General features: G+C 68.8%; 20 protein-coding genes. 7 read left to right on the top strand and 13 right to left on the bottom strand.

The features are described from left to right. Window positions 1-19: 19 nt before the first annotated feature. Window positions 20-2,281, bottom strand: coding sequence for a type VI secretion system Vgr family protein (locus AC0IYU_RS16070; RefSeq protein ID WP_472118717.1), 2,262 nt, complete (start codon window positions 2,279-2,281; stop codon window positions 20-22). 183 nt (window positions 2,282-2,464) lie between these two features. After that, a complete protein-coding gene (locus AC0IYU_RS16065) occupies window positions 2,465-3,508 on the bottom strand; it encodes an alpha/beta fold hydrolase (protein WP_472118714.1) in 1,044 nt (347 codons plus the stop codon). A 180-nt stretch (window positions 3,509-3,688) separates the two neighbouring features. Here AC0IYU_RS16065 and AC0IYU_RS16060 point away from each other — a divergent pair, with 180 nt between their 5' ends. Further along, window positions 3,689-5,128, top strand: coding sequence for a DUF2314 domain-containing protein (locus AC0IYU_RS16060; protein WP_472118712.1), 1,440 nt, complete (start codon window positions 3,689-3,691; stop codon window positions 5,126-5,128). Then, window positions 5,125-5,961 (top strand): hypothetical protein, encoded by an 837-nt coding sequence (locus tag AC0IYU_RS16055; RefSeq protein ID WP_472118709.1) that lies wholly within the window; start codon window positions 5,125-5,127, stop codon window positions 5,959-5,961. The genes AC0IYU_RS16060 and AC0IYU_RS16055 overlap by 4 nt, the downstream gene beginning before the upstream one ends. A 25-nt stretch (window positions 5,962-5,986) precedes the next feature. Here AC0IYU_RS16055 and AC0IYU_RS16050 read toward each other — a convergent pair whose 3' ends face one another. Then, window positions 5,987-6,406, bottom strand: a complete 420-nt coding sequence (locus AC0IYU_RS16050; RefSeq protein ID WP_472118705.1) for an SEL1-like repeat protein — start codon at window positions 6,404-6,406, stop codon at window positions 5,987-5,989. Window positions 6,407-6,508: 102 nt separating this feature from the next. Between AC0IYU_RS16050 and AC0IYU_RS16045 the strand changes: the two genes are divergently transcribed. Then, window positions 6,509-6,868 (top strand): LysR substrate-binding domain-containing protein, encoded by a 360-nt coding sequence (locus AC0IYU_RS16045; RefSeq protein WP_472118702.1) that lies wholly within the window; start codon window positions 6,509-6,511, stop codon window positions 6,866-6,868. Here the strand turns inward: AC0IYU_RS16045 and AC0IYU_RS16040 are convergent. Together AC0IYU_RS16040 and AC0IYU_RS16035 are read right to left on the bottom strand one after the other, a co-directional pair. Beyond that, on the bottom strand, window positions 6,838-7,641 hold the full coding sequence (locus AC0IYU_RS16040) for a class I SAM-dependent methyltransferase (RefSeq protein WP_472118700.1): 804 nt from the start codon (window positions 7,639-7,641) through the stop codon (window positions 6,838-6,840). The two genes, AC0IYU_RS16045 and AC0IYU_RS16040, sit on opposite strands and share 31 nt — an antisense overlap. A gap of 117 nt (window positions 7,642-7,758) precedes the next feature. Next, window positions 7,759-8,511 carry an SDR family oxidoreductase gene (locus AC0IYU_RS16035; RefSeq protein ID WP_472118697.1) on the bottom strand — a complete coding sequence of 251 codons (753 nt, stop codon included), beginning with the start codon at window positions 8,509-8,511 and terminating at the stop codon, window positions 7,759-7,761. Between the two features lie 97 nt (window positions 8,512-8,608). Between AC0IYU_RS16035 and AC0IYU_RS16030 the strand changes: the two genes are divergently transcribed. Then, window positions 8,609-9,538: an AraC family transcriptional regulator gene (locus tag AC0IYU_RS16030; protein WP_472118694.1), complete on the top strand. Its 930-nt coding sequence runs from the start codon at window positions 8,609-8,611 to the stop codon at window positions 9,536-9,538. On the opposite strand, the gene AC0IYU_RS16025 is transcribed toward AC0IYU_RS16030, so the two are convergent. Both AC0IYU_RS16025 and AC0IYU_RS16020 read right to left on the bottom strand, forming a co-directional pair. Then, window positions 9,535-9,741 carry a YbdD/YjiX family protein gene (locus AC0IYU_RS16025; RefSeq protein ID WP_472118691.1) on the bottom strand — a complete coding sequence of 69 codons (207 nt, stop codon included), beginning with the start codon at window positions 9,739-9,741 and terminating at the stop codon, window positions 9,535-9,537. The genes AC0IYU_RS16030 and AC0IYU_RS16025 overlap by 4 nt on opposite strands. A 4-nt stretch (window positions 9,742-9,745) precedes the next feature. Then, window positions 9,746-11,827, bottom strand: coding sequence for a carbon starvation CstA family protein (locus tag AC0IYU_RS16020; protein WP_472118688.1), 2,082 nt, complete (start codon window positions 11,825-11,827; stop codon window positions 9,746-9,748). A gap of 207 nt (window positions 11,828-12,034) precedes the next feature. Between AC0IYU_RS16020 and AC0IYU_RS16015 the strand changes: the two genes are divergently transcribed. Both AC0IYU_RS16015 and AC0IYU_RS16010 read left to right on the top strand, forming a co-directional pair. Then, window positions 12,035-13,291 carry an FAD-dependent oxidoreductase gene (locus AC0IYU_RS16015; protein WP_472119123.1) on the top strand — a complete coding sequence of 419 codons (1,257 nt, stop codon included), beginning with the start codon at window positions 12,035-12,037 and terminating at the stop codon, window positions 13,289-13,291. Between the two features lie 211 nt (window positions 13,292-13,502). Further along, window positions 13,503-13,838: a hypothetical protein gene (locus AC0IYU_RS16010; RefSeq protein ID WP_472118686.1), complete on the top strand. Its 336-nt coding sequence runs from the start codon at window positions 13,503-13,505 to the stop codon at window positions 13,836-13,838. A gap of 51 nt (window positions 13,839-13,889) precedes the next feature. On the opposite strand, the gene AC0IYU_RS16005 is transcribed toward AC0IYU_RS16010, so the two are convergent. Both AC0IYU_RS16005 and AC0IYU_RS16000 read right to left on the bottom strand, forming a co-directional pair. Further along, window positions 13,890-14,429, bottom strand: a complete 540-nt coding sequence (locus AC0IYU_RS16005) for a C40 family peptidase (protein ID WP_472118683.1) — start codon at window positions 14,427-14,429, stop codon at window positions 13,890-13,892. 143 nt (window positions 14,430-14,572) lie between these two features. Next, window positions 14,573-14,860 carry an HU family DNA-binding protein gene (locus AC0IYU_RS16000; protein WP_435436261.1) on the bottom strand — a complete coding sequence of 96 codons (288 nt, stop codon included), beginning with the start codon at window positions 14,858-14,860 and terminating at the stop codon, window positions 14,573-14,575. A gap of 363 nt (window positions 14,861-15,223) precedes the next feature. Here AC0IYU_RS16000 and AC0IYU_RS15995 point away from each other — a divergent pair, with 363 nt between their 5' ends. Further along, on the top strand, window positions 15,224-16,420 hold the full coding sequence (locus AC0IYU_RS15995) for an MFS transporter (RefSeq protein WP_472118680.1): 1,197 nt from the start codon (window positions 15,224-15,226) through the stop codon (window positions 16,418-16,420). A 53-nt stretch (window positions 16,421-16,473) separates the two neighbouring features. Here the strand turns inward: AC0IYU_RS15995 and AC0IYU_RS15990 are convergent, their stop codons facing one another. The 4 genes from AC0IYU_RS15990 to AC0IYU_RS15975 all read right to left on the bottom strand — a co-directional run bounded on the left by AC0IYU_RS15990 (window position 16,474) and on the right by AC0IYU_RS15975 (window position 19,953). Then, entirely contained in the window at window positions 16,474-16,776 is a 303-nt protein-coding gene (locus tag AC0IYU_RS15990; RefSeq protein ID WP_472118678.1) for a hypothetical protein, read from the bottom strand. 90 nt (window positions 16,777-16,866) lie between these two features. Continuing rightward, window positions 16,867-17,502 carry a response regulator gene (locus AC0IYU_RS15985; RefSeq protein WP_472118675.1) on the bottom strand — a complete coding sequence of 212 codons (636 nt, stop codon included), beginning with the start codon at window positions 17,500-17,502 and terminating at the stop codon, window positions 16,867-16,869. After that, window positions 17,499-18,881, bottom strand: coding sequence for a cache domain-containing protein (locus tag AC0IYU_RS15980; RefSeq protein WP_472118672.1), 1,383 nt, complete (start codon window positions 18,879-18,881; stop codon window positions 17,499-17,501). The genes AC0IYU_RS15985 and AC0IYU_RS15980 overlap by 4 nt, the downstream gene beginning before the upstream one ends. A 46-nt stretch (window positions 18,882-18,927) precedes the next feature. Next, window positions 18,928-19,953, bottom strand: a complete 1,026-nt coding sequence (locus AC0IYU_RS15975; protein ID WP_472118669.1) for a hypothetical protein — start codon at window positions 19,951-19,953, stop codon at window positions 18,928-18,930. Window positions 19,954-19,957 lie beyond the last annotated feature (4 nt).

The following is a 19,957-nucleotide window of genomic DNA, read 5'->3' as shown; positions in this document are numbered from 1 at the left end:
GGTGCGTGCTTGCGCGGCCTCAGTTGAGGTCGATGTCCTTGCCGCTCACCTGCACCGGCCCGCTGGCGGAGAAGTCGAAGGACGAGCCGTTGATGGTCACCACGCCCTCCGAGGTCATGACCAGCGAGCTCTTGCCGCACAGCAGCTCGATGCGGTCGCCGGCCTGCAGCGTGAGCGTCTTGCCCACATCCACGCGCTTGGACTGGCCCACCTGCTCGGTCTGCATCAACGCCACCGTGGTGTTCATGGCCGCGCCCACCGTGACCTGGTAGCCCAGCCCGATGGTCAGCGCCTTGGCCAGGCCGATGGTCTCGGCCTTGGCCAGCGCCACCGTCTCCACCTTGGCGCCGCCGATGGTCACGCTGCGGTGCTCGCCGATATGAATGGTCTCGTTCAGGCCCACGCGCTCGCTGCGGTTCATGCCGATGCCGATGGTCTCGTTCAGGTCGACGGTTTCGGTGCGGTTCCTGTGCACGGTGATGGTTTCGTCCAGGTCCACCGTCTCCGTGCGGTTCTTGTGGATGGCGATGGTCTCGTTGCCGTCCACCGTCTCGGTGCGGTCGTTGTGCACGGTGATGGTCTCGTCGTGGCCCACCGTCTCCGTGCGGTCGTGCTTCACGTGCACGGTCTCGTCGCGGTCGACGGTCTTGCTGCGGTCGCGGCCCACCCAGTGGGTCTCGTCGTTCTCGACCTCGATGTCCTGGTTGCGCTCCGCATGCAGCCACAGCTGCTCGGCGCCCTTCTTGTCCTCGAAGCGCAGGGCGTTGGCGTTGGCGTCGCTCGCGCCTTCGGAGCTGCGGGTGAGCAGGCCGCTTTGCGTGGCGTTGTCCGGCAGCGGCCACGGCGGCATGTTGTCGGCGTTGTAGACGCGGCCGGTGACGATGGGGCGGTCGGGGTCGCCGTGCTCGAAATCGACGATCACCTCCTGCCCGATGCGCGGTATCTGGATGCCGCCGAAGTTGGTGCCGGCCCAGGGCGAGGACACGCGCACCCAGCACGAGCTGTTCTCGTCCTTGGTGCAATAGCGGTTCCAGTGAAAGCTCAGCTTCACGCGGCCGTAGGCGTCGGTCCAGATCTCGCGCCCCGCGGGGCCGGTGACGATGGCCGTCTGCGGCCCCGTGGTGCGCGGGCGCGGCACGGCGGGCGCATTCGCGCGAAAGACCTTGCTCGCGGGAATCGCCTCGAACTCGACCCGGCACTCGAAGGGCTGCTGTGCGCTGGCGTCGCCGATGTCCTGGAGCCGCAGGTGCGCGGCCGTCACCAGGTACTGCCGGTTGGCCTCGTTCTGCGGATGCCGCTCCAGCGTGAGCAGGCAGCCCGGCACCACCGCGCGCAGGTTGCCCGCGCCGCTGGCGCGCTCGCCCTGGCTGCCGCTTTCTTCCATGCGCGTGCGCGCCAGTTGCTCGCCCTCGGACTCCACTGCGTAGTCGCCCGGCCAGCCGTAGCGCTCCATGCCGCTGTGCGCCGTCTTGCGCGGCATGGCGCTCACCTGCTGCAGGCGGGCCCGGGGGCGCGTGAAGTCGAAGTCGTCGGTCACCCAGCGGCCGCTTTGCAGCGTTTCGCAGGCGTTGAAGCGGTCGCAGTGCTCTTCGCGCACGGTGTCTTCGGCGCCGTGGAAGGGCACCTTCTGGTAGGCCGCGTTGGCAAAGGGCTGGTGCGAGGCCATGTCGTCGACGATCACCAGCTTGTGGCCGCCCTCCGCGTGCGCAAAGAAGTAGTACAGGCCCCACTCGTGCAGCAGCCGCGCGACGAAGTCGAAGTCGCTCTCGCCGTACTGAACCTGGAACTCGCGCGCGGGGTAGCTGCGCGTGGCCTTGATCTCGTGCGCGAAGTCGTATTCGCCGAGCACCTCGCCCACGATATCGGTCACGCGCTTGTGCTGAAAGATCCGGTAGTCGCTGGTGCGCGTGGCCAGCGTGAGCCAGGGCTCGATGACGGCCTCGTACAGCGCGCGGCGGTTCTCCAGCCGCACGAAGCGCACGCGCGTGACCAGTCCGCTGACGTGGCGCCGGTCGCCGTCCGCGCCCGGGCGGCCGTCGAGCACGATGTGCACCGTCAGCACCTCGCCCACCAGCCTCTTGATGTCGACGTTGGCGGCCTGCCGGGGGTTGTAGCCCGCCTGCTCGGGCGTGGCCAGGGTCACGGTGTAGCGGAACAGGCTGCTGAGCGCCTCGTCGCCCTCGATGCGCACCGGCTCCAGCGCCGGCTCGCCGCCCAGCGTCGGCATGGCGGCGCAGGACGCGCTCAGTACGCGGACGGACCGCGCCGGGCCTGTTGGCATGAGACTCTCCCTGACGTTCGAATGGACGGCTGCGGTGTGCAGGCCTGCGGTCTGCGCCGCCATGTTCCGTGTCAACCGTGACAGATCGATTGCATTCGAGCGTTCGAGGGTCGCTATTGCGTGTTCAGCCGCAATTTCGCGCGGTTCGCCGACACGCGGGCCGGGCGAACAAAGCCAAAAGTTTTAGCTCCGGCGCGCCACGTCCATCACCGCGGTCGCGAACACGTCGGGCGCTTCCTGCGGCAGGTTGTGCCCGATGCCGCCGCTGGCCGTCCGGTGCTCGTAGGGGCCCGAGAACTTCTTCGCATAGGCGGCAGGCTCGGGGTGCGGCGCACCGTTGGCATCGCCTTCGAGCGTGATGGTCGGCACGGCGATGACCGGCGCCTTCGCCAGTTTCGACTCGAGGTCGAGGTACTTCGCTTCGCCTTCCGCAAGGCCCAGGCGCCAGCGGTAGTTGTGCACCACCACGGCGACGTGGTCGGGGTTGTCGAACGAACTGGCGCTGCGCTCGAAGGTGGCGTCGTCGAAGTTCCACTTGGGCGATGCGGTCTGCCAGATCAGCTTGGCGAAGTCGTGCCGGTTCTTCTCGTAGCCCGCACGGCCGCGCTCGGTGGCAAAGTAGTACTGGTACCACCACTGCAGCTCGGCCTGCGGCGGCAGCGGCACCTTGCCGGCTTCCTGGCTGCCGATGAGGTAGCCGCTGACCGACACCAGCGCCTTCACGCGCTGCGGCCACAGCGCCGCCATGATGCAGGCCGTGCGCGCGCCCCAGTCGCAGCCCGCGACCGTGGCGGTCTCGATCTTCAGCGCGTCCATCAACGCGATGATGTCGACGGCGACCGCCGCCTGCTGCCCGTTGCGCGGGGTGTCGTCGGACAGGAACCGCGTGGTGCCGTAGCCGCGCAGGTACGGCACGATCACGCGAAAGCCGGCGGCAGCCAGCAGCGGCGCCACGTCGACGAACATGTGAATGTCGTAAGGCCAGCCGTGCAGAAGAATCACCGGCGCGCCGTTGGCGGGGCCGGCTTCGTGGTAGCCCACGTTCAGCACGCCGGCGTCGATGCGCTTGAGCGGCTCGAGCCGCCGCAGCGGGCTCGCGCCTTGCGCGTTCTTCGACGGGCCGGGTTGGGCGAAGGCAGGCAGGGCCACGGCGAGCTGGGCAGCGGCAACGCCGAGCGCGGCGGTTCCCAGGAACGACCGGCGGGGCAAATGAAAGGGAGCAGGCATCGGGATCTCCTTGCGAATCAGGCATCGGGGGTTGAAGGCCGTGATGTTGATCGCGCGATCGCGCAAGAACCGGCGTTGCGTATCGTTGTGTGTCGGGGTGCGCTTTTCGCACAGTAAATTTCATTGGCGTCGCACCGAGAATGCGCTCTCCCGCAGCATCGACGACGTTCACACATGCCCATGCCAAAGACTTCCTTTCATCGCATCGCCATCGGCGCACTCGTTCTCTGTGCAAGCACCCTGTCCATGGCAGCGACGCCCGCGACATCCGCCTCGCAACAACAGCAGGCGACGCAAGGCGCAAGCAAGGCCGTGCCCGGCGCCCCCGTGCCCGCGGGCTCGCCGCAGGCAGGCCCCATTCACTTCCAGTTCGCCATCTACTACGCCAAGCCGCCGGCCACCGACCCCATGGCCGCGTTGCGCAGCCGGCTCGCCAAGCTGGGCGGCGGTCCGAAGCTGCTCGCGGCCATGCCCACGCCGGCGCAGGCGACCGAGCCCGTGGTGTTCGCCAACTGGAACACCACCACCGTGCTGCAGGACTACCGCGCGCCCAGCCTGGACATGCTGCAGCGCTTCGGCCGGGGCCTGTCGCGCGAGCAGGCCGAAGCCCTGCAGAAGGCCGACCGCGCGCTGGTGCTCGACTTCGCGCACCCGGCGCAGCAGTCGTCCGCCGCAATGCTGAAGGCGCTGCAGCTCGCGCAGCAGGTGGCGCGCGACACCAACGGCCTGCTGTGGGACGAGGAAACACGCGAAGTCTTCACGCCCGATGCATGGCAGGCGCGCCGCATCGACTCATGGTCGGGCAGCGTGCCCGACATGTCGCAGCAGACCGTCATCCACGCCTACCGCAGCGACGCGCTGGTGCGCGCGATCACGCTGGGCATGGCGAAGTTCGGCCTGCCCGACGTGGTGGTGAGCGACTTCTCGTGGTCGAGCAACCGGCCGATCGGCAGCCTGGTGAACATGTTCGCGCAGGCGCTGGGCGAAGGCGCCACGCTGCCGCGCCCCGGCCAGTACGACCTGGACCTGCGCGCGCTGCGGCATGCCGCGGCGCGCGACCCGATGCTCGCGAACCTGAAGCCCAACGCAGCCGCCGTGGCCAGGCTCTCGCTGGTCAACGGCAAGTGGGAAGACGGCGACCCGCGCAACCGGCTGTACGAGATTCGCTTCGACCGCTACAGCGGCCCCGACCGCTACGCGCAGCAGACGGCCATGCTCACCGCGGCCTTCGGCGCTGATGAAGACTCCGTCACGCGGCTCAGGCACAACGACGAGCTGCTCGCCGCCAGCAAGGCCGCCAACGCACAACTGCCCAGGCTGCGCGACGCCTTCGCCAAGGGCCTGCAGCCCGGCGAATACATCCTGGTGAAGGCGCCCTTCACCACGCGCGACGGCGGCAACGAATGGATGTGGGTGGAGGTGGCGAAATGGAACGGCGACACCATCGAAGGCCTGCTGAAGAACGAGCCGGTCGACGTGCCCAGCCTGCACGCCGGCCAGATGGTGAAGGTCTCGCAGGCCAAGGTGTTCGACTACGCGCGCCGCCACCCCGACGGCCGCGAAGAGGGCAACGAGACGAGCAAGATCATCGCGCGCATGCAGGGAGGGGCCAGGAAATGAGCACCGTGAAGAACCCGATGCCGCAGCGCGTTTACCTGCTGCTGGTCGCCGTGGTGGTGCTCGTCGGTTGCTGGGTCGCGCCCATCGACACACCGGCGCGCGAGCAGGTCAACGACGGGCTCAAGCGCGCCTTGACCACCTTTGCCGCGGCGCGCGCGCTGGGCGCCGTGGTGTCGGTGGCACAGGGCACGCAGGTCGATGCCACGCCGGGGGGCGTCGGCGTGAGCTTTGCGCCGGGCCAGGCGCTGAAGCCGCTGAACGAGCTCATCGAGCAGTTCGCCGCCATCATGCTGGCGGCCAGCGTGTCGTTCGGCATTCAGCTGATGCTGCTGAACATCGGCGCGCACCATCTCATGTCGTGGCTGGTGAGCGGCGTGGCGCTGGCGTGGGTGGTGTGGCGCTGGCAGCGCGGACGTTCGCCGCGCTGGCTGCAGTCGCTGCTGATCGGCCTGCTGCTGGTGCGCTTCGCGGTGCCGCTGAGCGCGGTGGCGAACGAAGGGCTCTATCGCGCGTTCATGGCCAGCGACTACCAGACGGCGCTGTCGGGCATCGAGAAGTCGCCCACCGCCGTGGTCGATGCCGCGCAGGAAGCGCCTGTGGCTCAGGAAGGCTGGCGCGACCGCGTCGAGCGCTGGCTGCCGAAGCTGCCCAACCTCAAAGCGACCTACGACCAGATCCTGAAGTCGGCGTCCGACTGGGCCGAGCGCATCGTGAAGCTGATCGCGCTGTTCGTGCTGCAGACCATCGTGCTGCCGCTGGTGTTCCTGTTCATGGCGTGGCGCCTTGCGCGGGCGGCGGTACGCGAGCCGGCCGTTCGGCCTGCGGCGGCGTAGCGGCGCGCGCCCGGCGCCCGGTGCTTCACTCGCAGGCGTTTCGTCCTTCCGGCGAGGCGCGCAGCCGGTTCAGGAAACCCAGCTGCACCTTAGCGGTTTCGCTGCCCTGCGCGGCCGCGCGGCGCATCCACTCGCCGGCCTCGCAGCGGTCGGCCTGCACGGCCATGCCGTAGAGCGTGGGCCCGGTCAGCAGCACCATGCCGAGCATTTCCTGCGCCTCGGCGCTGCCCTCCTGCGCGGCTTGCCTGAGCAGCGCGAGCATGCCGCGGTAGTCGCGCTCGGCCTGTGCCTCGAGCGCCATCTGGTAGCGCTGCTGCGCATGCACCTGCGCGCTCGCATCCGGCGGGCTTGCCGCGCACAGCGCGGCCACCAGGCACAGCACGCCCGACAGAAAGATGCGCCAGCGCAGCGACCAGCTGGCGATCTGGTTGAGTTCGGATGGCATCGGCGTTCTCCACGAACAAGGTGGGGAGCATCGTCTCGCGACAGCGCCGAAGACAGAAGCTGGAATTCGCACAGGCCGCCTCAGTGGCCGCCTGAGGCCGAGGTGCTCAGCCGGCAGAACTGGATATTGCGCGAAGCAGGCTCGGGCACCCGGCAGGCCACCGAGGCGCTGTGCGCGGCCCACGGCATTGCCGCCCAGCCCTGGATGGAAATGGCCAGCAACGAGGCCATTGCGCGCACGGTGGCCAGCGGCGTGGGCGTGTCGATGCTGCCGCGCGTGGTGGTGGCCGACATGCTGGCGCTGGGCACGCTGCGCGAGCTGAAGCTCAAGCTCGACGGTGGCGCGGTGCTGTCGCGCCCGCTCTACCGGCTGGCGCTGAAGAGCCGGCCGCTGGCGCCCGCGGCGCTCAAGATGGTCGAGCTGCTGGAGGCTCAGCGCACCCGGGCGCGCGTGAACAGGTAGTTCTGGTGCATGACGTTGTCGACGAAATACGGCGCGGCCATGGCGTCGAATTCGTCGCGCAGCGCGGCCAGCTTCTGGGGATCGGCGGCAAGGCTTTCGACGAGCTTCTGCATCGGGCCGATCGAGCGCTCCATGAACATGCGGAAGTGGTCGATGCTCAGCGCCGGGTAGTTCATGGTGCCGCGCTCGAAGAAGGGCGCCTCGAAATGCGGGGCCAGGCGCTCGGCGATCACGGCCGGGTTGCCCCACAGCGGCGGCGGTGAGGCGCCCGCGGGCGGTGGCGGCGAGTTGCGCCCGACAAAGGCGAACATGCGGCCCACGAAATGCTCGGGTGGCCAGGTGGCGAAGGCCACGCGCCCGCCGGGCTTGAGCACGCGCCGCATCTCGGCAATGGCCACTTCGGCACGCGGCGCGAACATGTGGCCGAACTGGCTCAGCACCACGTCGAACGAGGCGTCGGGGTACGGCAGCTGTTCGGCATCGCCCTCGGTCCACACGATGTCTTCGTGTTTCGAGATGCGGGCGTTGTCGCGCGCCAGCTCGAGCAGCTCGGGCGTGAGGTCCAGCCCCGTGACCCTGGCGCCCTGGCGCGCCGCCGTGATGGCCACGACACCGGTGCCCGTGCCCACGTCGAGCACCGCCTCGCCCTTGGCGATCTGCGCGAAGCGCACAAGGTGGCCGGCCACCGGCGGCGTGAACATGGCGGTCGGCGCAAAGGTCGACCACATCTGGCGTTGCCGCTGCTTGAACTCTGCGAACGGATCGGTGGACATGCAGCCCTCCATGCCGGCCGCGAAGGTGCGGACGTGGGCGCACTGTAGACCTCGGGCGCACGGCGGCCTAGCCACCGCGCGAAAGAAGCGTAACGCGATGCCGCTGCAGCGTCCGCTTCATGCCCCCGCCAGCGCGACAGCATCGGCGCCCGCCGGGATCCGCATGGGCGCCGCGGGGTCGGTCACGGCGCGCCACACGGCCTCGGCGACGTCCTGGGCGTGCGTCACCGGCGTGCCGGTGTCGCGCACCGCGGCGAACACGCGCTGCCGGAAGTCCGCATAGGCTTCGTGCACGCCGTCGCCCATCCGCTGGCGCGCGTTGTCGCCAAAGCTCGTGCCGGGCGCGCGCCCCGGCAGCACCAGGCGCACGCGAACGCCGAAGGGCGCCAGCTCCAGGGCCAGCGACTCCGTGAACGCATTCACCGCCGCCTTGCTGCCGGTGTAGACCGACAGCAGCGGCAGCGGCATCAGCGTGACGCTCGACGTGACATTGACGACCACGCCCGAGCGCCGCTGCCGGAACTGCGGCAACACGGCCTGCGTCATCGCGATGGTGCCGAGCGTGTTGGTCTCGAACACCTCGCGGGCGCTGGCCAGCGCCATGCCTTCCAGCGGCGCCAGCAGGCCGACGCCGGCGTTGTTGACCAGCGCGGCTATCGGCCCGGCCGCCTCGATGCAGCCTTGCACGCTCTGCGCGTCGGTCACGTCGAGCGGCAGCACGCGAAGCCGCTCCGAGCGGGGCAGCAGGTCGTCGCGCGGCGTGCGCATGGTCGCGACGACATGCCAGCCCTTGTCGAGGAAGAAGCGCGCCGTCTCGAGGCCGAAGCCGGAAGAGCAGCCTGTGATCAGGACGGTGGAAGCGGTGGACATCGGGTGACTCCGTGGGGTTGACGATGCCCTGACGATACGGGCCGCAAGCAGGACTTACTACACTCGAAGGTCCATTCATTTGTCGAGAGAGTCCAGCATGGTCGACCCGTTGGCGGAAGTGGTGGCGTTGCTGCGCCCGGAGGCGCCGTTCTCGAAGCTCGTCGTCGCGTCGGCCCCCTGGGCGGTGCGCCGCACCGAAACGGGCCGGCCCTTCTACCTGGTCGTGCTCGAAGGCAGCTGCCACCTGACCGTCGACGGCCCGGCGCACAGCGACACCCTCACGCTGAACGCGGGCGACTTCGCGCTGATTCCCGCCGCGCGCAGTTTCGCCACGTCCAGCCTCGACCGGCAGCCGCCGCGAGAAGGAGAAGCAGTCACCACGCCGATCGCGCAGATGCCCGGCGGTGCCCGCGTGGGCGATCCGGCCGGCGCGGTGGACGTGCGCATGCGGGTCGGCAACTGCGTGTTCGGCTCGCCGGACGCGGCGCTGCTGGTGTCGCTCCTGCCGCAGTGGCTGCACGTGCGCGGCGAGCCGCGCCTGTCGACGCTGGTGCAGCTGGTGGGCGAGGAGTCTCGCGCCGACCGGCCGGCGCGCGAGATCGTCATGGCCCGCCTGCTGGAGGTGCTGCTGATCGAGGCCTTCCGCTCGTCGGCCAGCACCGCGGCGTCCGCGGGACTGGTGCGCGCCTTGGCCGACACCAAGCTCGCGCTGGCGCTGCGGCGCATGCACGAGCGCCCTTCAAGCGCTTGGACCGTGGCGCAGCTCTCGCGAGAAGCAGGCATGTCGCGCTCGGCCTTCTTCGCGCGCTTCAGCCGCGCGGTGGGTATCGCACCGATGGCGTACCTGCTGGCATGGCGCATGGCGCTCGCCAGGCAGATGCTGCGGCAGCGCGAGCTGGCAATCTCGGAGATCGCCGAGCGCGTGGGCTACAGCTCGGTCAGCACCTTCGGCGTGGCGTTCACGCGGCATGTGGGCGTGCCGCCCGGGCGCTATTCGAGGAGCGGGGTCGACGCTGTGCTGCCCTAGCAGCAGCGCCCCTTGCCCGCGCCGTACCGCGCCTCCAGCCGCTCGCGGAAGAAGGCCTCGTAGCTCATGGGTGCCCGGTCGGGGTGCGTGGCGGCCATGTGCGTCAGGTACACGTCGTAGTCGGGCAGCCCGACCATGAGCCGCAGCGACTGCTTGACGGAGCGCGCGATGTAGCGCCCCGCTTCCGGCAATGCGAGGCCCATGGCGTCAGTGCGCCGCGGAGGCCACGGACGAAGCCGCGCCCATCGGCTCGAACGGCGTCTCGTGCGTGGTCGGCCGGTTGGCCGCGCGCGCTGCCAGGCAGGCCTTGATGCTGTAGACCAGCACGCTCAGCACCACGAACATGAAGAGCGCGCACAGCGCGGCGTCGAGGCGGTCGTTGAACACGATGCGCGACATGGCCTCCGGCGTCTTGGCCGGCGCCACCAGCACGCCGTTGGCGATGCCTTCGGTGTACCTGGCCGCATGCGACAGGAAGCCGATCTTGGGGTCGGCCGAGAAGATCTTCTGCCAGCCCGCGGTGAGCGTGCAGGCCAGCAGCCATGCGGCCGGTGCGGCCGCCACCCAGGCGTAGCGCTCGCGCTTCATGCGGAACAGCACCACCACGCCCAGCAGCAGCGCCACCGCGGCCAGCATCTGGTTGGAGATGCCGAACAGCGGCCACAGCGTGTTGATGCCGCCCAGCGGATCGACCACGCCCTGGTACAGGAAGTAGCCCCAGGCCGCCACGCACAGCGCCGTGGCGACCAGGTTGGCCGGCAGCGAATCGGTGCGCTTGAGCGCGGGCACGAAGCTGCCGAGCAGGTCCTGCAGCATGAAGCGGCCGGCGCGGGTGCCGGCGTCCACCGCCGTCAGGATGAAGAGCGCCTCGAACAGAATGGCGAAGTGGTACCAGAAGGCCATCATGGCCTGCCCGCCGATCACCTGGTGGAGGATGTGGGCCATGCCCACCGCCAGCGTGGGCGCACCGCCCGCGCGGCCGAGGATGGTGGTTTCGCCCACGTCCTTGGCGGTCTGCAGCAGCATTTCGGGCGTGATGACGAAGCCCCAGCTCGACACCGTGGCCGCCACCTGCTGCGCGGTCGTGCCGACCAGCGCGCCGGGGCTGTTCATCGCAAAGTACACGCCCGCCTCGATGCACGAGGCCGCCACCAGCGCCATCACCGCCACGAACGACTCGGCCAGCATGCCGCCGTAGCCGATGAAGCGCGCGTGGCGTTCGTTGTCGAGCATCTTGGGCGTGGTGCCCGAAGAAATCAGCGCATGAAAGCCCGAGACGGCGCCGCACGCGATGGTGATGAACAGGAACGGGAACAGGCTGCCCGACCACACCGGGCCGTTGCCCTGCGCGAACTGCGTGATGGCCGGCATCTGCAGCGTGGGCATCACGAACACGATGCCGATGGCCAGCGCGATGATGGTGCCGATCTTCAGGAAGGTCGACAGGTAGTCGCGCGGCGCCAGCAGCAGCCACACCGGCAGGCTCGCGGCCACGAAGCCGTAGCCCACCAGCATCCAGGTGAGCGCCTTGCCGTCGAAGGTGAACAACGGCGCCCACTCGGCGCTCTGGCTCACGGCCTGGCCGCCGAAGATGGCCAGCATCAGCAGCACGAAGCCGATGAGCGACACCTCGCCGATGCGCCCCGGGCGAATGAACCGCAGGTACACGCCCATGAACAGCGCCACCGGCACCGTGGCCGCCACCGTGAAGGTGCCCCACGGCGATTCGGCCAGCGCCTTCACCACGATGAGCGCCAGCACCGCCAGGATGATGATCATGATCATGAAGGTGCCGAACAGCGCGATCATGCCGGGCACCACGCCCATCTCCTGCTTGACCAGGTCGCCCAGCGAGCGGCCGTCGCGCCGCGTGGAGATGAACAGGATAATCAAGTCCTGCACCGCGCCTGCGAACACCACGCCCGCCAGGATCCACAGCAGGCCGGGCAGGTAGCCCATCTGCGCGGCGAGCACCGGGCCCACCAGCGGGCCTGCCCCCGCGATGGCCGCGAAGTGGTGGCCGAACAGCACGTTCTTGTCGGTCGGCACGTAGTCCAGCCCGTCGTTGTGGCGGTGCGCGGGCGTCTTGCGGTTGCCGTCCAGGCCCAGCACCTTTTCAGCGATGAACAGGCTGTAGTAGCGGTAGGCAATGAGGTAGGTGCAGATCGCGGCAGCCACCACCCAGAGGGCGTTGACGCTTTCACCACGGGTCAGGGCCACGGTGCCGAGCGCGAATGCGCCGACCACGGCCACGACCAGCCACACCAGATGGCGTCGGATGCTGTGCATGCGGTTGTCTCCAAGATTGAACCCGCAGAGTCTTGCGGGACTGGAGCCGATGCGCATCCGTCGCACCGCGCGGTGCATGTGCGTGGCTTTGCGTAATGGAAAACCCGCATCGCGCGCCAACCGCTGCGCGTTTCAATGCCTTTGGGCCTACACGCACGAACCACGCCAGACCTGAAGATGTCGCCCTGACGCCAGGGAGCACGAGAGATCAACGCATTCGACACCCCCCTACGCTGCTGCATTGCAGGCGGCGGGCCGGCCGGCATGGTGCTGGGCCTGCTGCTGGCACGCGCAGGCGTCCACGTCGTGGTGCTGGAGAAGCACCTGGACTTTCTGCGCGACTTCCGCGGGGACACGGTGCATCCGTCGACGCTGGAAATCCTGCACGAGCTGGGCCTGCTCGACGCCTTTCTTCAGCGCCCGCACGACCGTGTCGATGAGCTGCGCGCCACCTTCGAAGGACGGGACTTTCCGGTCGCCGACTTCACCCACCTGCCCTCGCACAGCAAGTTCCTCGTGCTCATGCCGCAGTGGGAGTTTCTGGACTTCCTGTGCGATGAGGCGCGGCGCTATCCGGGCTTCGAGCTGTGGACCGACGCCGAGGCCGTGGGCCTGTTGCACGACAACGGACGGGTGAGCGGCGTGAAGGTGAGGCGCGGTGCGCGAAGCGGCAAGCCGCAGGACGTCGAACTGCGCGCCTCGCTGGTGGTGGCGGCCGACGGCCGGCATTCGACGCTGCGCGATGCCGCGGCCCTGCCGCACATCAGCTACGGGGCGCCCATCGACGTGCTGTGGATGCGCATTCCCAAACAGCCCGGCGACCCCGATGCCACCGCGGGCCACATTGCCGGCGGGCACTTCCTGGTGACGCTGAACCGCGGCGACTACTGGCAATGCGCCTTCGTCATTCCCAAGGGCGGCCACGAGGCGCTGAAGGCGCGCGGCATCGACGCCTTCCATGCCGAGATCGCGAAGATCGCGCCCTTCATGGGCGAGCGGCTGCCGCAGGCGCTGCCCGACTGGAACGCGGTGAAGCTGCTCGAAGTGACGGTCGACCGGCTCGAATCGTGGGCCTGCAAAGGCATGCTGTGCATCGGGGACGCGGCGCATGCCATGTCGCCGGTGGGCGGCGTGGGCATCAACCTGGCCGTGCAGGACGCGGTGGCCGCCGCCAACCTGCTGGCCGCGTCGCTCGCGGGCAGCGCCACCGACAAGCAGATCGACACCCTGCTCCCGCAGTTGCAGCGCCGCAGGGAATGGCCCGTGCGCTTGACGCAGGCGGCGCAGCGCATGGTGCAGGACCGTGTGCTGGTGCCGGTGCTGGGCGGCAAGGTCAACACGAAGGCGGGCCATGTGCCGTGGCCGTTGCGGCTGCTGTCGCGCTGGCCGCTGCTGCGCAGGCTGCCGGCGCGCGCTGTGGGCCTCGGTGTGCGGCCGGAACATGTGCAGTCGCCGCGCGCCTGAGCGTTTTTTACGGCTTGTTTACGCGCGCGCGTGAACATTCGATGCCGTTTTTATGCCGGTCTTCAGACACTCGATGCCTTGCAAATGCACGAGTGAGCAATGGACATCGTCTGGTTGGCCGTCATCGCGGCCGTGTGGGTCATTTCGGCTGAAACGCTGGTACGGGTTCGCAAGCTCGATGGTTCGGGCCGGCGCACCACCAAGGTGTGACATGGCGTTGAACGCAACGCTCTGGTATCGCGCGGCGGCCTGGGCCCGGCAGGCGCAGGCACGGCCCGACATGACGCTGCTCTGGTCGTGCTGCGGCACACCCGCGCTCGGCGAGCAGACCTTGCTCGGGCGGCATGGCGGGCGCGACGTGCTGGTCGCTTCATGCAGCCATTGCGGGGCGGAGTGGTTCAGTCTGTCGCAGGCGGAGCACACCAGCGACTGGCAGCCCTTGGCACGCAACACGGCATCCGCCGCGCGACCGGCATGCAAGCCGCCACGCTCTATCGACGAACGGATCGCGTGGCGCCGAAGAAAGCAGCGCGATCTGGAAGACTGAAGACGCAGCCGGCCGCACGGCAGCCAACGCCCACGGCGGCGAGCGAAGCCCTCACGCGCCGGGCCGCCGCGCCTGCTGCGGCTGCCGCGACCAGTAGACCCCGTCGAGCCTGTCGAGCCGCACTTCGCCGCCGGTCGACGGCGCATGCACGAAGCGCCCACCGCCCACGTAGATGCCCGCGTGCGAGGGCGTGGAAGAACCGAAGAGCACCAGGTCGCCGGTGCGCAACTGCGACATGTCCACCGGATGCCCGAAGGCGGACATGCGCGCCACCGTGCGCGGCGGCGATTGCCCCACGCTGTTGAGGTACACGTAGCCGATGAGCCCGCTGCAATCGAAGCCGCCGTCGGGCGTGTTGCCGCCGTAACGGTACGGCGTGCCTACAAGCCCGAGCGCATGAATCGCGATGCTGTTCGATTGTTCGTCCGTCAATGGAATGCCTGTGACGACGGGCGGCTGCCCCTGGCGCGGCCTCGGGCCCGTGGGGCCGGCGCAGCCGACGATGAGGACGCAAGCCGCAATGGGCAACAGCCTGGGCAGCCACTGCTGCAGCATGCGAAAAGATGACGTGGGCCGGAGTGCGTCTTGCATGGCGGAAGGCGGGTCTGGTGGGCGTTCGCGAACTCTATCGCGGAACGCCCACCAGACCCGCCTTCCTGAAAACGAAACGCCCTTTGCGGCCGGTGCCGCTGCACCGGGGCCGCCAAAGGGCGTCATGCACACGAGGGTGCGATTTACGCAGCAGGCGCAGCGTTGACCGCGTCCTTCAGCGCCTTGCCGGCGGTGAACTTGGGCGCCTTGCTGGCCTTGATGGTCATCGGCTCGCCGGTCGACGGGTTGCGGCCCGTGCGCTCGGGGCGTGCGGCCACCGAGAAGGCGCCGAAGCCGATCAGTTGCACCGTGTCGCCACCGGCCAGGGCGCGCGACAGGTTGTCGAGGGCGGAGTCCAGAGCGCGGGCGGCATCGACCTTGCTGAGGTTGGTGTCGGTGGAAATGGCGGCGATGAGTTCGGTCTTGTTCAAAACGAGGGGTTCCTTTTTCAGTGAGTGAAACGATGGGGAAAAGTACGTAGCGCCAAATCGCTACGGGGGGACGAACTTTAAACGCCCTGCCGGGGAGATTCGGATTCGCAGGGGCTTCGAAATTGAAACATCGTGATCGAAGCCCGGATCACCTTGCCAGGGCCGGGTGTCCTCTGTTCGTGTAGGCGTTCGAGACATATCGATGCATCCGTTCCAGGCGTATTGACGATCGCGCAGCGCCGCGTTTATAGTCGCCGCCGCAGCCCGCAATGGTGCTGCCGTAAGCGTTACCGTCATCCAACGCGTCCTTTGTCGAGAGGATCCCAGTGGGGAATATCTCGATCCATAAAGACGCGCATTGGCATGACATCACTTTTCTCACCCGTATCCGTTCGCCCGCTCGGGACCCCCTCAGCTTTCACCGGCCTCGTGCCCGTGGTGCTCGCGGTGTTCCTGGGCTTTCTTGCAATCAGTGTTCCGCTGGCCGCGCTGGCACTCGAGGTGCGCGATCACCTCGGATTCGGCGCACTCACCGTGGGCTGGGTCATCGGCGCGCAGTCGCTGGCCACCTTGCTGACCCGCCATCAGGCGGGCACCCTCTGCGACCAGCGCGGGCCGCGCGCTGCAGTGCTCCTCGGGCTTCCACTGACCGCCTGCTCGGGCCTGGCGTATGCCCTGTCGAGCGTGCTGCCCATCGACCCCGTTGCCAAACTGGCCGTGCTGCTGCTCGGACGGCTGGTGGCGGGCTTCGGCGAGAGCCTGTTCCTGACCGGCCTGATGAGTTGGGGCATCGCGCGCATGGGCGCCGCGCACACCGGCAAGGTCATGTCGTGGGCAGGCATTGCGATCTACGCCGCACTCGGGCTTGGCGCACCGCTGGGCCTGGCCGTGCAAGCGCGCTACGGCTTTGCCGGTGTCGGCGCTCTTGCGGTACTGACGCCAATGCTGGCCTGGACGATCGCCTTGCGCCTGCCGGCTGTTCCCGCCGCCGGTGGCCAGCGAGTGGCCTTCCATCGTGTGCTCGGCCTCATCTGGCGACCGGGCCTGGTGCTGGCACTCGCGACGGTTCCCTATGCCGCGATGGCGGCCTTCCTGACGCTCGACTACGCGGCGCACGGCTGGCCGCATGCCGGCACGGCGCTGCTGGGTTTCGGTGCCGCCTATGTCTTCGTGCGGCTGGTCGGGTCGGGGCTGCCGGACCGCTTCGGCGCAACGAAAGTCGCCGTGGGTTCATTGGCCTTCGAGGCCGTGGGGCAGGCGCTGATCTGGTGCGCGCCCACGCCGGCAATGGCCGTGCTCGGAGCGACATTGACCGGGCTCGGCTTCTCGCTCGTGTTCCCGGCGATGGGCGTCATCGCGACCCAGTCCGTTCCGCCTGAACAACGCGGCCGTGCGGTGGGCAACTTCATCGCCTTCGCCGACATCGCGCTGGGCGTGACCGGGCCGGCGGTCGGTCTTGCGACGCAGTGGTTCGGGATATCAACGGCCTTTCTCGTGGGGGCCGGTGCGACCTGTGCGGCGTTGTGCCTGCTGCCGTCTTTGCGCATCGGCAAGGCGTGAGGCGAGCGCGCCAGACAGGGTTTGGCGCAAGTGCCCCGCTTCGGCGCCGGGCCTCATGTCGCCAGGACCTCCAGCACGCGGCCATGTCCGACAACCCGTCCCTCCCACATCGAGAAGGACGTGCCCACTGCGAAATGCGGCAACGCCTCTTTCGGGGACAGAAACTGAATACCGAATCTCTGCGGCGTGCCTGCGTCGAATGGCAGGGCCACGAAGAATCGAATCGAGAAGCCTTGCTCGCCGACAAGAAAGACGCCGCGGTATTCACCTTCATTCAAGGGGCGTTGTCTGCCGCCGTCTGCAGCAGCGTCCAGCGCCAGCCCGACGACAATTTCAGGAACAACAGGTGTGGTCATGCTCAAGGCTCTCGCGTCTGACTCTTGATATTCGAAATACGCGGGCAATCAACGCGCAGCAGCGGCAATACACGTCGCCACGCGGCCGAATCAACCGCCCTGCCCGAACTCCCGCGCATGCTCCACCGCGTACTTGATGAGTTCCGCCTGCCCCTCGATGCCCAGCCGCCGCTTGATGCTCTGGCGGTGCGCCTCCACCGTGCGCACGCTCAACGACAGGTCGCGCGCGATCTGCTTGCTCGACTCCCCTCGCCCCAGCGCCGAAAGAATCTGGCTCTCGCGCGGCGTGAGCAGGGGCCGCGGCGCCTGCGTGCGAAACAGCTTCTTCGACACGGCCGGGCTCAGGAAGGTACCGCCCGCCGACACGGCCTCGATCGCGGCGACGATCTCCGCCGCCGGCGCGTCTTTCAGCACATAGCCGCGCGCGCCCACCTGCAAGGCCTTCTGCACGTACTCGGGGTTGTCGTACATGCTGAGCATCACGATGTGCGTGGCGGGCCGGCGTTGCAGCAGCAGCGCAGCAAGGTCGATGCCGTTCATGTCCTTCATGCCGACGTCCATCAGCATCAGGTCGGGCTGCACGCTGTCGATCTGCGCAAGCGCCTCGGCCGCGTTGCTGGCCTCGCCGACGATCTCCAGGTTGGGCATGGAGCCCAGCCGCGCGCGCAGGCCGTCGCGCACCAGCGGGTGGTCGTCGACCAGAAAGAGGCGAACGCTGTTCGTCATGCGGGCACCGCCGCCTCGGCCCGCGCATTGCGCACCGGCACCTCGGCCTCGATGGCGGTGCGCCCGTCGTTGGAGCGCACCACGAGCCTGCCGCCGATGGCCTCCATGCGCTCGCGCATGTTGCGCAGGCCGATGCCGCGGCGCGGGTCGAGCTGCACGGCGTCGATGTCGAAGCCGGTTCCGTCATCGCTCACCTCGAGCCGCACGCCCTCTTCCTCGTCGAAGTTCAGCTCGATGTTCACGTGCTGCGCCTGCGCGTGCTTGCGCACGTTGGTCAGCGCCTCCTGCGTCAGGCGAAAGAGCGCGGTCTTCACTTCGGGCTGCAGCTCGAAGGCTTCGCCGCCGATCATCATCGACGCATCGACGGCACCCTCTTCGCGGAACTCGTCGACCAGCCGCTCCAGCGCGGCAGGCAGGCCCAGCGTGTCGAGCAAGGCGGGGCGCAGGCGGTGCGAGATGCGGCGCACCTCGATGAGCGAGTCGTTCAGCCGCTGCAGCGCCTTGCCCAGCGCAGGCGGCGTGCCCTGGCGCTGGCTGTCGAGCTGCTCCACGGCCGACTCGATCAGCAGCTTGGCCGACACCAGCGTCTGGCTGGTGCCGTCGTGCAGCTCGCGCGCGAGGTGGCCGCGCTCTTCTTCCTGCGACTGCACCACGCGGCGCGCGAGCAGGCGCAGCTTGGCCTCGGCCGTGCGCTGCTCGCTGAGGTTCAGCAGCAGCCCGGCGGCGCTCACGGTGCCCAGGCACAGCGCGGCGATGCCGGCAATCCACAGCAGCGTGGCGGTGACGTTGGCGTTCATCTGCCGGTCCAGCGTGTCCATGGTCGACTGGATGTCGTCCAGGTACAGGCCGGTGCCGACCATCCAGTTCCAGCGCGGCATGGCGGTGACGTAGCCGAGCTTGGGCGCCATCTGCGCGCTGGAGGGCTTGCGCCATTCGTACTCGACGTAGCCGCCGCCGTTGTCCTTGGCGCCCTTGATCAGGTCCTGGATGGTGAAGCGGCCGTGCGAATCGCGCATGTCCCAGAGGTTCTGGCCCACCAGCTCGGGCTGGCGCGAGTGCATGAGGGAGTTGCCCTCCAGGTCGTACACGAAGAAGTAGCCGTCGTCGCCGTAGTTCAGCGCGGCCAGCCGGCGCAGCGCCTCGTTGCGGGTGGCCTCGTCGTCCTGGCCCGATTCGTACAGCGGCAGCAGGTTGCTCACGGCCAGGTCGACGTAGCTGCGCAACTCGCTGCGGCGCTGGGCCATGTAGCTGCGCTCGATGAGAGCCCGCTCGCGCTGCGCCAGGTCGTGTTCCTGGTGGCGCACCGCCAGGGCCACCAGCACCAGCGCGACGAGCAGCGGGGCCACGGCCAGCGCGACGATCTTGGAGCGGAGGTTCATCGGGGGGCAAGGCTACCACCGGGGCGTGGCCACGGCCACGGGCCGGTCAGCGCCCGGCGTTCGCCTGCGGCAGCGCGCCCCGCTCGACCAGGGCGTCCAGCAGCGCCTCTTGATCCGCGCCGCCCTGCAGCAGCAGGTCTCGTCGCTTGCCGTCCTTCGGCCGAACGCAGAGGAAGCTGAACTCGTAGCCGAGTCCGCTCACATGGCGATGGCTGACGCGGGCCTGCAGCAAGTCGGCCTGCCATTCGCCGTCGATGCTGAACAGGCGCGTGCCATCGAGCTCGAAGGCACGCACCCGCGAATGCGAGAAGGTGCTGATGCGCGAGAAAGGAACGGCCCACACCAGCCACGCGATCAACGGCATGAGCACGCACAGCCCCACCACGGTCTTCAGGAAACCGGCGTCGGAGGCGTTCAGCAGCAACGCGATGCCCGCGGCGCCGGCCAGCGCGTATCCCGCCCAGACCCAGGCAAGAAAGCACCGCCAGCAGAACACCATGGCACGGGTTTGCAGGGCGGCGGTGCGTGCTCCCTTCAACGCCGCCTTGGGCGTTGCCTGCGCGCTGCTTGCGCGTTCGAGGTGGTGGTGGATGGCCGGGGCCAGCTCGTCGACGGGCGCCGTGAGCATCAGCTTCCTGAACGGCCGGGTGTGCACGATCAGGTAGTTGTCGCTGTCGGGAATGCCCTCGAGGGCCAGCACGTCGATCCAGGCGATGCAGCCCAGGCCCTGCACGCGGAGGCCGTCTTCGCCGACCTCGACCTGGGTGCTCGCGTTGAACGGCTCCGGCTTGCGCTCACCCGCTCGCAGCCAGTGCGTTTCGACCCAGATCCATGCGCGCACCACGAACACCAGGCCCACCAGCCACAGCGCGAAGAGCGCCAGCCAGGCCACCATGCCGAGCGCGATGTGCCAGCCGGTCGCCTCCATGTCGATGACCCATGCCGTGGCCGCGCAGATCAGCACGGTGTAGAGCGCGCAGACCAGCAGGGTCGGCCAGATGCGCACCCCGTCGAGCTGGGTGACCTGGATGTGCCGCGAAAAGGCCGGCGGGCTGCCCGCTGACTGCAGCATAGGC

It is taken from the genome of Variovorax sp. AC103, assembly GCF_979254005.1.
The sequence above is the reverse complement of the archived record's forward strand: the minus strand, read 5'-3'. Positions and strand labels throughout refer to the sequence as shown.

Excerpts from the sequence above, each read along its gene's own strand:
- AC0IYU_RS16040 (WP_472118700.1), bottom strand. The coding sequence starts at position 7,641 with ATGTCCACCGATCCGTTCGCAGAGTTCAAGCAGCGGCAACGCCAGATG.
- AC0IYU_RS15980 (WP_472118672.1), bottom strand. The coding sequence starts at position 18,881 with ATGAACCTCCGCTCCAAGATCGTCGCGCTGGCCGTGGCCCCGCTGCTC.
- AC0IYU_RS16055 (WP_472118709.1), top strand. The coding sequence starts at position 5,125 with ATGAGCACCGTGAAGAACCCGATGCCGCAGCGCGTTTACCTGCTGCTG.
- AC0IYU_RS16025 (WP_472118691.1), bottom strand. The coding sequence starts at position 9,741 with ATGGGCCTCGCATTGCCGGAAGCGGGGCGCTACATCGCGCGCTCCGTC.
- AC0IYU_RS16020 (WP_472118688.1), bottom strand. The coding sequence starts at position 11,827 with ATGCACAGCATCCGACGCCATCTGGTGTGGCTGGTCGTGGCCGTGGTC.
- AC0IYU_RS16005 (WP_472118683.1), bottom strand. The coding sequence starts at position 14,429 with ATGCAAGACGCACTCCGGCCCACGTCATCTTTTCGCATGCTGCAGCAG.
- AC0IYU_RS16060 (WP_472118712.1), top strand. The coding sequence starts at position 3,689 with ATGCCAAAGACTTCCTTTCATCGCATCGCCATCGGCGCACTCGTTCTC.
- AC0IYU_RS16035 (WP_472118697.1), bottom strand. The coding sequence starts at position 8,511 with ATGTCCACCGCTTCCACCGTCCTGATCACAGGCTGCTCTTCCGGCTTC.
- AC0IYU_RS16010 (WP_472118686.1), top strand. The coding sequence starts at position 13,503 with ATGGCGTTGAACGCAACGCTCTGGTATCGCGCGGCGGCCTGGGCCCGG.
- AC0IYU_RS16030 (WP_472118694.1), top strand. The coding sequence starts at position 8,609 with ATGGTCGACCCGTTGGCGGAAGTGGTGGCGTTGCTGCGCCCGGAGGCG.
- AC0IYU_RS15995 (WP_472118680.1), top strand. The coding sequence starts at position 15,224 with ATGACATCACTTTTCTCACCCGTATCCGTTCGCCCGCTCGGGACCCCC.
- AC0IYU_RS16070 (WP_472118717.1), bottom strand. The coding sequence starts at position 2,281 with ATGCCAACAGGCCCGGCGCGGTCCGTCCGCGTACTGAGCGCGTCCTGC.
- AC0IYU_RS15975 (WP_472118669.1), bottom strand. The coding sequence starts at position 19,953 with ATGCTGCAGTCAGCGGGCAGCCCGCCGGCCTTTTCGCGGCACATCCAG.
- AC0IYU_RS15985 (WP_472118675.1), bottom strand. The coding sequence starts at position 17,502 with ATGACGAACAGCGTTCGCCTCTTTCTGGTCGACGACCACCCGCTGGTG.
- AC0IYU_RS16065 (WP_472118714.1), bottom strand. The coding sequence starts at position 3,508 with ATGCCTGCTCCCTTTCATTTGCCCCGCCGGTCGTTCCTGGGAACCGCC.
- AC0IYU_RS15990 (WP_472118678.1), bottom strand. The coding sequence starts at position 16,776 with ATGACCACACCTGTTGTTCCTGAAATTGTCGTCGGGCTGGCGCTGGAC.
- AC0IYU_RS16050 (WP_472118705.1), bottom strand. The coding sequence starts at position 6,406 with ATGCCATCCGAACTCAACCAGATCGCCAGCTGGTCGCTGCGCTGGCGC.